Origin of the sequence: Neolewinella xylanilytica (assembly GCF_002934605.1) — a bacterium.
Taxonomy (GTDB): Bacteria; Bacteroidota; Bacteroidia; order Chitinophagales; family Saprospiraceae; genus Neolewinella; species Neolewinella xylanilytica.
In genome coordinates this window covers 1395510-1408243 of record NZ_PTJC01000006.1, presented here as the reverse complement: position 1 = coordinate 1408243, position 12734 = coordinate 1395510, and the positions used below count along the sequence as shown (strand labels likewise).

The following is a 12734-nucleotide window of genomic DNA, read 5'->3' as shown; positions in this document are numbered from 1 at the left end:
GAAATATTCCCGCACTCCGGGATTTCGCGCTAGGCGAAAAATGATTAGGTTTCTTAGTAATGGCAACGCTGGCAGTTAAGTCCGCCAACGTCTTCTACGGTAACCGCGTTACGGGTTCCCTCCTGGATTTCCTCGTGGTAGCGCTCGTAGGAGTTGTAGTATTCGTTGTCCTGGAACTGCACCTCGGTTTCCCGGTGGCAATTGATACACCATCCCATACTCAGCGGGCTGTACTGGTACACCACCTCCATTTCTTCGACGGGGCCGTGGCAGTTCTGGCACTTTAACTTGCCTACGGTCACGTGCTGCGCGTGGTTGAAGTAGGCGTGGTCGGGCAGGTTGTGAATCCGTGTCCATTCGATCGGACCGGGAACCCGGTTGTCGCCGGTATACTCGTTGGTCAGGGCTCCGTAGATACCTTCCACCTGCTCGTCGATCAATTCCTCCAGGTCGTCCACGTCGACGCCCTCGTTGTAGTTGCGGTTTTCGATCCACTTCCGGTAGATGCCCAGCGCCTGCTCGTTGCTCATCTGATCGTAGTTCTCGATGTAGGCTCCTTCGAGCGGGTCCCAGCCTACGGCAGCGAAGATTTTGGATATCTCGGCGGTACCGTACTGGCTACCGTAGTTGATGGCCCGGTGGCAATTCATACAGGTATTGACCGCGGGAATGACGGAGTGCTTCGACCGGCGGGCACCGTCGTGACAATACTGACACTCGATTTTTTGGATCCCCGCGTGGAGCTCGTGGCTGAATTTGATGGGCTGCTCCGGCTGGTAATCCTGTTGCCGGCCGAGGTCGATCGCGTGGTTGACGGTGGTGTAGCCGCCAATGACGACGACTAAGAACAGGACGAAGGCGATCATCCCTTTGCTGGTGAGGATCTGGGCCAACGTCCGCCGGGCGGGGGCAGCCCCCTCCCCGGCCTCCACCATATACTGCAGATTGCTGGTTACCCGGGCCAGAATAAGCGAAAGAACCAGCAGTACGCCACCGAGAACGATGAACAACCAGGTATTGTCGGTCTCATCGGCCTCCTCGGCTACCGCGGGGCCGATCGTCTGACCGGCCGGATTGTAGCTCCCCGTATAAATACCATCGATGTAGGCGAGCAGGTGCTCGATGTCGGAGCCGTTAAGATTTGTGTAATTCGACATCACCGTCGGTGCCCACTCGCTCCACAGCGCCAGGGCCCGCTGGCTCTCCCCCGAGCCGATGAGGCGCTGAGAGTTTTGAATCCACCGGTAAAGGTGCTCGCGTGGTTCGCCCGCCCAACGGGCTTCGACACCACCCAGAGCGGGTCCGGTCATGTCCGACGCCATGTTAGCGGCGTGGCAAGAGCCACAGACGTTCTCTTTCCACAGGGCCGCGCCCAGGGCGGGGTCACCCTCGCCCGCGGCTACGTCTCCGGCGGGAGCCGGTTCAGTAGCCGAATCGGCTGCCGAGTCGACCGGGTCTCCCTCGATGACGGATTCGGCGGTGGGGTCATCCGCTGTTTCATTCTGAGCAGAAACCGGTCCGACTAACAGAAGTAAGCCGAAGAGAAGTGGTAGGAACCGGTGGGTTTTTAGAAGATATGTCATTATCTAATTGACATTTAGGGGGTTGCAGGAAAAACCTCTAAGCGGGCTTTCCGCTGGTCGGGCAAAGATACTTTGGTGACATTTCTTTAACAAACTTGTACGGAACACGGTCCATTATTTAGATTTCATCTAGTTAAGACGGGAAATTCCTTGCTCCTGCGTTCGCGCAAAAGCCAGTTATCGGCCATAACGCCGTCCCACCGGGAAAGCGGGCAGCTTTAACGCCTCGGTTACCCTTATAAAAAGCCAGCGCCGGCCTCCATAGGGACTGCCGGCGCTAACATGAACCAGGATCGTAGGTGGATTATTTGCTCACCTTCCCCTTTAGCAGGGTGAAGGAATGGGCGGGAAAGGAATAAGTTACGCGCTCACCGTCACCAACTGCCAGATTCTCCTTTTTCACCGTACGCACCTGTTCGCCGGAGAAATCGTTGCCGGCCTTGATGTCCGGTCCATTTACCTCGTAGACTTCAAACTCCCCGGTGAAGTTGCCCGTCTGGCAGATCAGATCGGTAGCCAGGGCATCCTCCAGGTGGCGGTTGACTACCGCGATATACACCTCTCCGTTTTCTTTGTACATCGCCGATACGTCCAGGTAGGGAACGTCCTGGAGCTGCGCTTGTGACTCTCCCAGTCCAAGGAAGAAACGCTCCGTATCGTAGGTGTCCGAATCGACGTACACGTCCAGGCTCTCTCCGCCGTGCATATTTTGGGCGAAAAGCTGTAGGGGGTAGTAAATCGTCTGCCGGAAGATCCCGTCCTCCTCGGCGAAGATCGGCGCGATCACGTTCACCAGCTGGGCCATGTTGGCCATCTTCACCACGTCGGCGTTGCGGACCAACGCGTTCAGAAAGCCACTGATTACCAGGGCGTCTTCCAGGTTATACTTCTCCTCAAGGGCGCGCGTACCGGTCATGGTTTCCTCCGACCGCCAACGGTACCAGATGTTGTACTCGTCCCAGGCGATGTAAATGGGGTCCCGCTCGCCGCGATCGGCCCGGCTCATCATCTCGTCGATGAGGCCCTTCACCAGATGCGTCCGCTGCTCCAGTACCAGCGGGGTAGCCATGAAGTTGTAGTAGTTATCGTTCGGGTTGCCGACGTACATGTGCAGGGCCAGGTAGTCCACTACGTCCTTTAGTTCCTCCAGCACCACCCGGTTCCACTCCATCGGGTTGGCGTCCGGCCGGAAGTTGGACGCGCCGGCGGCGATAAGTTTGATGGAGGGATCGGTCAGCTGCATGAGCTTGGCCGCTTCCCGGGCCTTTTTCGCGTAATCCTCGGCGTTGAGGTGCCCCATCTGCCAAAAACCGTCCATTTCGTTACCGAGGCTCCAGTATTTGATGTTGTGGGGTTCCGGGTAGCCGTGTTGTTTGCGCAGCTCGGCGTAGTACGGCCCCTCCTTCACGTTGGTGTACTCCACCCACTGCTGGGCTTCCTCGATGGTTCCCGTACCCATGTTGACCGAGAAGTAAGGCTCGGTACCGATCTCCTTTACGTAGTCCATGAACTCGTTCGTGCCGAAGTGATTGGACTCCAATCGGTTCCAGGCCAATTCCATCCGGTCCGGGCGGTCGTCTACCGGCCCTACCCCGTCCTTCCAGTGGTAATTGGACACGAAATTGCCACCCGGATAGCGCACGATGGTGGGATTGAGGTCCACCACCGCCTCCATTACGTCCGTGCGAAAGCCGTTCTCATCCGACAGCGGATTGCCCGGATCGTAGATGCCGCCGTACACGCAGCGCCCCAGGTGCTCCACGAAGTTGCCGTAGAGGTGTTCGTGTACGTTTCCAACGGTTCGGTCCACGTCGATCTTGATGCGGGCATTTTGGGCGGTCAGGCCCCCGGCCGCAATTAGGAGAGCCACTAGCGTAAGGCAACGAGTCATTACTGTTCTTTGATTCACTTGAAAATGATTGTCTGTTGGTAGGTTAATTAAGTGCTTCGGGATCGGCCACCGGCCATCCGTCCCGCCAGCTTACTTCGCTGATGCGCAGCTTCGGTTTTCCGCCGTCATTCAGGTCGTAGGCGTGATAGAACAGGTAATCGGTCCCGTCTACCGTATAGATGCTGTTGTGACCCGCCCCGGCCCAGTTGGCGTTTCCTTCGACCACGAGGCTGCCGCCGCCCTCGAACATGGACTTGCCGTCCCGATCCAAATAGGGACCGGCCAGGGTTTCGGAGCGGCCAACCCGTACTTTGTAGGTGCTATTTTCTCCGCGGCAGCAGTAATCGTAAGAAGCAAACAGGTAATAATAGTCGCCCCGTTTGAAGAGGAACGGTGCCTCGATGGCGCCGTCGCCCGGGTTGGCATCGGCCAGGTCGAAGCTTCGCTCGACACGGGCCAGCGTATGCCACTCCTGGGGCTCGGCCACGGAGAGCAGATCATCGCTCAGCCTGACCATTTTCAGCCCCTCCCAAAAGGAACCGAAAGCCAGCCAGGCAACCCCCGCCTCGTCAAAAATCAGGTTCGGATCGATGGCGTTCCATAGGTCCCGGTTGGGAACGGATTGTACCACAATGCCATGGTCGGTCCACGCGTGCCGCGGATCGGCGGGATCGAGCACCGGGGTGGTCGCCACTCCGATCGCGGAGGTATTCTTAGCGAACGAGGAGACCGAATAGTAGAGGTAGTAGGTACCGTCGTGAAAAGCAATGTCCGGCGCCCAGAAGTGATGACGAAAGTCGGGCACGACTCCTCGCGTCCACGCAAGGGAATCCGAAAATACCGGCGCCTCGTTTTTCCAGTTCTTGAGATCGCGGGATGACTTAACCCCAACACCGCGGCCGGTAATAAAAAGGTAGTACGTTCCGTCCTCCTCCATCATCACCGGATCGTGGGCGATGATGCTATCCAGCGGCCGGTAGTCTTCCGTTTGGGCGCCGAGCGCGGGAGCCATGCCCATCCAGCAAATGAGCCATCCGGCCAGCAATAAACCTTTGTTAATCATGATCAACGTTTTTTACCCCAGACCGCGTAGCCTTTCGCATTTAGACCGGTAAGGATTAAGGTGTTGGGAACTTCATTCTCCCAGTCTCTGCCCCGGGCAACCCGCAACCTGTGGATACGGCCGTCAGCATAAGTTAGCACTAACCAGGGAGCCGTGTAGCTCCAGGTATTACCGGAGTCGGCTCCGAAAGTACCGTCCTCGGAAAAAGTGACGCGGTTGGATTCCTGGAAATCCGGATCCGTTTGTTGCTCGGCGTATCCGGGTACGACCGAATAGTCGAAGTCGATAATTTCCCAATCGCCCGGCAGCTCCCCTACCCCGATGCTATCCTGAACAACCCCGGCGTAGCGTTCCGGTGACACGATGGGCCAGCCGGCTTCCGTCCAGTAGATCCGCCGTACGTGCAGGTTCATAAAGAATTTGTTCTCCCCGGGACGCGCCTGGTGCGCCATGTACCAATCCGTGCCGTCATGGAAGACCGCCGGGTGGCTGACGCCCTGGTATCCGGAATGGCCGGCGAAGCGGTAGGGTGCCAGAATCATTGGGGCATTGTCCGACTCGGTATTTACGTCGTTGCCGAAGTAGTCCAAAAAGGGGCCGGTCGGACTACCTGACCGCCCTACCCGCACGTTGTACTTCGTTTCCAGCCAATCGTAAGCGATGAAAAGGTAGTAGGCATCCAGCTCCGAATGGTACATCACCTCGGGCCCTTCAATGTTGCCATTCACCGTACCCCCGGTAAATCCCCGCTGTGCAACGCGAACCCCCTTATCACCGCTCGTCTTCGGAAGGCCGGTAGCCGGATCCAGTTCGAGTACGTAAATGCCGTCCCAGGCCGAACCGTAATAAAACCAGTGGCTTCCATCTTCCGCTACCACGACACTGGGATCGATGGCGTTGGTTTGCCGGTAATTGTCGGCGGTCGAGGTAACTACCAACCCCCGCTCCGTCCACGGACCGCGGGGATCGTCAGCCGTAGCCAAGCCCATGGCACTCAGGCGACCTACGTTGGAGGCCAGAGAGTAGTACAGGCGATAGCTATCCCCGACCTTCATGGCGTAAGGCGCCCATAAGGATTGGTTGGGTAGGCCGCCGTGCTGTCGGATGAAGTTGGCCCCCTGCTGCGGCAACCCTTCGAAAACCCATCCTAGGAATTGCCAGGTTACCAGGTTCTTCGATCGCCGGATCTGCAGGCCGGGACGTACCTCGGTACCGAAAGCCACGTCGGTATTGTAGGAATAGTAATAATCTCCGTCCTTGAATACCGACGGATCGTGTACGTTATGCACCCCCCAGCGCGGGGCATTTTCGACCGCGGAGATGTTGTAGTAGGTATCCCCGAGGAGGGAAAAATCGATCTCCCCGCTGTCGGCATCCGTCGTATCCACCGGTATATCCGGTCCATCGTCATCCCCGGTCATCACCTCGTCCGGAGAGCAGGCCTCACCGAGGACCAGCACCAAGCCAAAAATCAGAAGGAAAGGAAGACGATACATCGGGGGGATGGGCATGACGGATTCGGTTTAGAAGGTGTCTGTAGGAGGAAAGCGGTACTACGATCCGGGTATTTCGATGACCACGGCCGAGAAGGGGGGGATGGTTAGTTGAAGGCCACCGTCCCCATCTTCCATACCGGTGAAGGCGGCGGGTACGATCCGCTCGGGATGATCAAAGGTGTTATGGTCCTGTACGCGGTCCGAGGTGAGGATGGTACCGGTAGCGCGGGATAGGTCGACCCCGTCGATGGCCAGCGAAACGGTATGGGTTTCCGACAGCGCGATGTTGGCCAGGGTGACATGCACGGTCCCCGTGGAGTCCCGCGAAGCGGATGCGCTGATGGCGGGCAGTTCCTCGTCCGCGAACCCGTAAGTCAGGTTATCCAGTTCGATCGGCAGGTAGTCCGCGTCCTGGTGGGCCTTGTACAAGTGCATGATCCAGTACGTCGGGGTGAGGATCATGTCCTTCCCGTTCGTCAAAATGACGGCCTGCAGTACGTTCACGGTCTGGGCCAGGTTGGCCATTCGTACCCGCTCGGAATGGTTGTTGAAGATGTTCAGGGTGGTAGCTGCGATCATGGCGTCCCGCATCGTGTTCTGCTGGTAGAGAAAGCCGGGGTTGGTACCGGGCTCTACCTGGTACCAGCCTCCCCACTCGTCCACGATCAGTCCCACCCGCCTGGCCGGGTCGTATTTGTCCATAATGGCGCTGTGCTTCTCCACCAGTTCCTCCATGCGCAGAGCGGTCTGCATGGTGGAGAAATACTGGGCTTCGTCGAAGTCGGAGGCCGACCCCTTATCGTTCCACTCCACGAAGGAGTAGGAATGCAGGGCCACCCCTTCGAGCAAGTTGTGGGGGATATCCCGCATCATTACTTCCGTCCAGTGGTAGTCGGCTACGTTAGCCCCGCTGGCAATGCGGTACAGCCGGTCGCTGTTTGTCCAGTCGGTCATGAAAGTGGCGTACTGACGGTACAGGTTAGCGTAGTATTCCGGGATCATGTTTCCCCCGCAGCCCCACATCTCGTTGCCTACCCCCCAGTATTTGACGTTCCAGGGTTCGGCGCGGCCGTTTTCGATCCGCAGATCCGACATAGGGCTTTTCACCTGGTAGTTGACGTATTGCACCCAGTCCGTGAGGTCGGCCACCGTACCGCTGCCGACGTTAGCCGCCAGGTAGGGTTCGGCACCCAAGCGCTCACACAGATTGAGAAAATCGTGGGTCCCGAAGGAGTTGTCTTCCGTTACCCCACCCCACCAACGGTTCACTATCTCCGGCCGCTCGTCCTTAGGGCCGATGCCGTCTTTCCACTGGTAGGTATCGGCAAAGCAGCCCCCGGGCCAGCGTAGGTTAGGGATTTGTAACTCCTGGAGGGCATCGATGATGTCGTTCCGTACGCCGTCGGTGTTGGGAATGGTATCGTTGCCCTCGCCGACGTAAAAGCCACCGTAAATGCAGCGCCCGAGATGCTCCGCGAAGTGGCCGTAAATATGGCGGCTGATCCGGTGGGAGGAATCCGGAAGGGAGATGGAAAGACGGGCAGTCTGAGCGGATAGCAGCAGCGGCGCAAGGAAAACTGCCAATGCAACGATAAGTCGAAAAGATGTAATCATGGTAGATAGTTGTCAGTTCCACTGGTGGCTTACACGACCGAAAAAGGCAGGGTGGCACGGGAGATAAACCGTCGCCGTCCACCCTGTGAATAAAGTCAATTAGGTAAAAAATGCTAGTTGGCCGAATTCGGCGAGAGGTTAGGATTCACGTCCAGCTCACGCTGGGGAACGGGCAGGTATTCGTTACCCGGTGACCAGGAAGTAAACTCTGCGTCGTGGGCTTGCAACTCGGCGAGCTTGTCGCCGTCGTAAAGCCATCCCCAACGGATGATGTCGTTGATGCGAGTACCTTCCAGGGCAAGCTCCAGGGCGCGTTCGTGGGCAATCCGCTCGCGCATTTCTCCCTGCGTCATGTTGGGATGTACCTCCGCCAGATCGGGCAGTTTGGCCCGATCGCGCACTTGCTGGATATAGCCATACGCTTCTTCGGTGCGCCCCAGTTCGTTCAATGCTTCGGCGTACATCAGGAGCACGTCGGCGTAGCGCATCAGCCGGTAATTGATGCCGGAATTAAAATCGAATTCGTTAGCGATACCGGGAAAACCGTCCCGGGTATATTTCCTCGGATAGATTTTATCCTCCGCGTAGGGCCATTCGTTACCGTAAATCGTGGTCGAATTCGCCTCCGGCTCGTAGCTCGCCAGGGTGGTCAGGAGCCGCGGATCTACGCCACCGTCCACGGTCCTTTCCGATTTGTAGGCGTCGTACAGCCACTGGGTGGGCAGGAAGTCGGAGTATCCATATTCATCGGCGCCGTACGTGACCGCTTGGGCGGAAACCTGCTTCCAGGTTGCCAGCGGCTCTCCGGCCCAATTCATATCCGCACCACCCACCTCGGAAGGGGAGGCAAACTGGACCTCGAAAAGGGATTCGGCATTGTTTTCGTTGACCTGTAGGAAGTTGTCCCGGTAGTCCGGCATCAGGCTGTATACCGCCAGCGGCCCGGTGACCAACTGGGCGAAACCGTCCGCTGCGGCCTGCCAGTTCTGCCGGTAAAGTTCAGCCTTTGCCAGGAAGCCCGTAGCGGCCCCTTTCGTTGCCCGGCCGAGGTCACCGGCATCCGGTCCGCTGACGTCCCGGTAGTTGACGGGCAACATATCCGCCGCCGCCCGGAAGTCATTCCGGATCAGCTCCCACAGCGCGTCTTCCGGTGCGGTTTCTGGATTGTAATCTTCCGTACCGGCCGGTGGTGTGGTGACGAGCGGGACGACTTTAAAGTTATTCGCCAGGTTGAAGTAGGCCAGCCCCCGCAGAAAATGCGCCTGCCCGAGAATGCGATCCTTGAGCGCGGCGTCCATCTCGATATCCGGCACGTTGGCCAGCACCTGGTTGGCGCGACCGATCATCAGGTAGCTGTCCCGCCAGACCCATTGAACGGGTGCGGAGGTGGTCGGTATGGTAAAGTTGCTGACCTGAACCAGATCGGCCCAGGGCGAATCGGCCTTGACGCCGTCTCCCCGCCCGTCGCTCAGGCTGGGGAAAATCCGCATATAGGCACCGTCCACGAGCATGCTGTTGTAGATCGCGTTTGCGCCGGCCAGCGCCTGTTCCGGGGTTTCCCAGTAGTTGGCGGTGGTGAGCTGGTTCGGGTTCGTTTGGTCTAGATCGTCGGCACAGGCGCAGAAGCACAGGGCGACGATGGCGTATTGTAGTTTCTTCATGATCGGCTGCTATTAAAAGGTGACCTCAAGTCCGAGCAGGTAAACCCGGGGTTTCGGAAAGGAGCCGAAGTCGAAACCAGGCTCGAAAATGCTAGGGTTGTTTTCCAGGTCGCGGGAGATGAAGTCCGGGTTGAATCCCTTGTAAGATTGGAAGGTGTACAGGTTCTGGATGGTCGCGTACACCCGGAACTTGGACAGTTGCTCGATGATGCCCTGCGGAAGGGTATAGCCGAGGCTCACGGTATTGATGCGCAGGTGGGTACCGTCCTGCAGCCAGCCCTCCCGGTTGGAATCCCGGGCATTCTGGTTGGGATCGCCCGCTACCAGGCGCGGGTATACATTGCTCGGGTTGTCCGGCGTCCACCGGTTCAGGGCATCCTCGTGGTAGTTGATGTAGCCCTGCGTATGGAGCAGGTCGCGGTACAGGCGGCTGTTGATCTGGTAGCCGGTCGCCCCGGAAGCGAAAGTGGTGAAATCGAAATTTTTGAAGGTGGCGTAGAAGTTGAAGCCATAGTATAGGCTGGGGATCGCGCTGCCCAGGTAGGTGCGGTCGTTGGCGTCGATGATACCGTCGGGAATGTTGGTGCGCTCTCCATTTTCGTCCACCCCACCGATGTCGCGGAAGATGAGATCGCCGGGAGCGGTTCCCGGGTCCTGGAAAGCGTGCTCGTCGATTTCCTCCTGGCTCTGGAATACGCCGACGACGTCCCAGCCGTAGTGCTGCCCGATCTCGCTTCCTACCTCGGTGATCGATCCGATGCCGAAGATCGGCTCGTTGTTGCCACCGAGGGCCACAACTTCGTTGTTGAGGGTCGCCATATTGGCCGATACCTCGAAATTGAACGGCCCGGAAAAGTCGCGGTATCCGAGGTTGAAGTCCAAGCCGTTGTTCCGCAGGATTCCCGCGTTGACGACCGGCGTGTTGGTAGCACCGTTGGATTCGGCGATCGGTACCCCGACCAGGATATCCGATGTCTCACTGCTGTAGTATTCTCCGGAAAAGGTCACTTTTCCTTCGAAGAGCGCTAGATCCAATCCGACGTTCGTCGTGGTTTTGGTTTCCCACTTGATGTCCTCCGAGACGATTTGCGTCTGCAATCCGCCGATTACCCGCTCGCCGTTGAAATTGTAGACGATGTTGGAGTTGATGCTGGTGGTGTAAAGGTAGTCGCCGATCTCCTGGTTGCCGAGCTTGCCGTAGCTACCGCGGAGCTTGAGTTCGGCGATCGCCTCCGGTAGGTTCAGGAAGTCCTCATTGTGCAGTTTCCAGCCAACGGCAATGGACGGGAAGTTCCCGTAGCGGTTTTCGGGGGCGAAGCGCGAGGATCCGTCCCGGCGGATGGTACCCGTGATCAGGTACCGATCGTCGTAGCTGTAGTTCACCCGCGCCAAATAGGACAGCAGCACGTTGCGGGTTTCGAAGCCGCTGGCCGTCTGGTTGGTACCGTTGTTGAGGACCGGGAAGTAGGGCTCGGTAAGCTGTTCGGTGTAGCCGTTGCGGAACAGGAAGTTGCCCTGCTGGTACATTTGGCCCACCAGTACGCTGAGCTGCTGGTTGCCGAAATCCTTCTCGAAGTTCAGCGTATTCTCTACCAATCCGGTCGAAAAGGAGCGCGACCCGTCGGTAAGGGCGGGAATGTCCTTCTGGAAGAAAAAGCCCAGGTCGAAGCCCGGCTGGAAGCTGAAGTCACGGGTGAAGGTCCGATCGTAGCTTAGGTTCAGCTTGTACTTCAGCGAGGTGCCCGCCCGCTCCAGGAGGGTAAGTTCCCCGTAGGTAACCGCGAAAATGCGGTCGGCCTCCACCCGGTTGTCGATCAGGCTGTTTAGCCCGATGACGTTCAGACTGATGGCTCGCTCCACCGCGGAAGAAGTGCCTCCGAAGCCGCCCCGCCGGTTGGGATCCAAAACCGGCATCGTAGGCACGGCCACCACCAGGTCGCCGATCAACGACGGCCGCCCGCCGGCCAGCAGCAGGCCTTCGTAGGTCAGCGGGCTCTCGTTGGAATGGCTGTAATAAAGGGATTGGCCGACCTTGAAGATGCCTTTCTCCGCCTCCGTGTTGGCACGGACTGAATAGCGGGTGTAGTCCGGCCCGTTGCCCACCAGGGTGCCTTCGTTGTCGAAATAGTCCAGCGACAGGTTATAGGTCACGTTCTCTCCCCCTCCGGCAAAGCGCAGGTTATGGTTCATCCGGTTACCGTTCTTGAAGCCTTCGGCCTGCCAGTCGGTGTCGATGTTGTCGATGTAGAGCGGGTCGTTAGGGTCGTTGCCCGGGGCGACGGTTTCCCCGCCGTTCAGCTGCGATTCGTTGTTCAGCAACTGGTACTGCTCCCGCCCCAGTACCGGAATATCCTGCCACACTTGGTCAAGGCCGTAGTAGGCGGTATAGGTAATCTGTAACGGCGTGTTGCGGCTACCCTTTTTGGTGGTAATGATAACGACGCCGTTCGCCGCCCGGGAACCGTAGATCGCGCCCGCGGACGCATCTTTCAGGATCTGGACGGAAGCAATATCGTTGGGGTTGAAGTCCCGGGGCGTCGTACCGATGGGCACCCCGTCAATAACGTAAAGGGGTTCCGCGTTTCCAAAGGTCCCAACACCCCGGATCCGGACCCGGGGGATCGATCCCGGTTCCCCGTCGCTGTTCACGTTCACTCCGGCCGCGCGGCCCTGTAATAGCTGGGCGACGTCATTGGTAGCATACTTTTCAATATCCTCCGTACTGATGACGGAAACCGATCCGGTCAGATCGGATTTGCGCTGGGTACCGTAGCCGACTACGACGATTTCATCCAGCTCGGCAATGTCGCCCGTCAACAACACATTGATGCGCGTCTCTCCGGGGCCCACCACCCGCTCCTCGTTCAGGAAACCGATGTAGGTATATAATAAGGTATCTCCGGGTACGGCACGGATGCGGTAGCTGCCGTCCACGTCGGTTACCGTTCCCGTGGTGGTGTTTTTGACCGAGACGGTAGCACCGATCAGTGGCTCGTCGTCCATCGACGTGACGTAGCCGGAAACGGTCGACTCCTGTCCGGTCAATGCCCCGGCTACGAACAGGAGAAGGGACCAGAGAGTCCACCGTCCCGCTGACCGGTGGGTAAACGGCGCGAAGGCGCGCGCTGGATGAAGGTAGGTTTGCATGATTCGTCGATTAAGTAAGAAAAAACAAAGCAACCAGCGGACCGTCATCAACTACTCTATATAGAAGGATATTGGGCCAAACAAGATTCCTGTTCGATAAAATTTGATTGACGGACCGGATCGCAGTATTATACTTCCAAAGATAGAAGCGTACTGGCTTCCGAAGGGTGGACGAATCCGTACGAATAGTGGACAATACCGTATTCCTGCCGGATCGTGTTCCCCTTCCACGGTGGACTATTTAATATTACCGATATTCGAGTCCTCCCGCACGGAAGT

The 12734-nt window shown here is 58.0% G+C and carries 7 protein-coding genes; all 7 read right to left on the bottom strand.

Annotated elements, in window-relative coordinates; genetic code table 11:
- Positions 1-53: 53 nt before the first annotated feature.
- The gene (locus tag CLV84_RS15145) at positions 54-1583 is read right to left on the bottom strand and encodes a c-type cytochrome (RefSeq protein ID WP_211295265.1); all 1530 of its coding nucleotides are present in this window, start codon (positions 1581-1583) and stop codon (positions 54-56) included.
- A gap of 304 nt (positions 1584-1887) precedes the next feature.
- Positions 1888-3474, bottom strand: coding sequence for an alpha-N-arabinofuranosidase (locus tag CLV84_RS15140; protein WP_104420614.1), 1587 nt, complete (start codon positions 3472-3474; stop codon positions 1888-1890).
- A gap of 43 nt (positions 3475-3517) precedes the next feature.
- Entirely contained in the window at positions 3518-4537 is a 1020-nt protein-coding gene (locus CLV84_RS15135) for an arabinan endo-1,5-alpha-L-arabinosidase (RefSeq protein ID WP_211295264.1), read from the bottom strand.
- Between the two features lie 2 nt (positions 4538-4539).
- Entirely contained in the window at positions 4540-6048 is a 1509-nt protein-coding gene (locus CLV84_RS15130) for an arabinan endo-1,5-alpha-L-arabinosidase (protein ID WP_211295263.1), read from the bottom strand.
- A gap of 42 nt (positions 6049-6090) precedes the next feature.
- The gene (locus CLV84_RS15125) at positions 6091-7647 is read right to left on the bottom strand and encodes an alpha-N-arabinofuranosidase (RefSeq protein WP_104420613.1); all 1557 of its coding nucleotides are present in this window, start codon (positions 7645-7647) and stop codon (positions 6091-6093) included.
- Positions 7648-7760: 113 nt separating this feature from the next.
- A complete protein-coding gene (locus tag CLV84_RS15120; RefSeq protein WP_104420612.1) occupies positions 7761-9308 on the bottom strand; it encodes a RagB/SusD family nutrient uptake outer membrane protein in 1548 nt (515 codons plus the stop codon).
- A gap of 12 nt (positions 9309-9320) precedes the next feature.
- Positions 9321-12455 (bottom strand): SusC/RagA family TonB-linked outer membrane protein, encoded by a 3135-nt coding sequence (locus CLV84_RS15115; protein ID WP_170067722.1) that lies wholly within the window; start codon positions 12453-12455, stop codon positions 9321-9323.
- Positions 12456-12734: the final 279 nt, after the last annotated feature.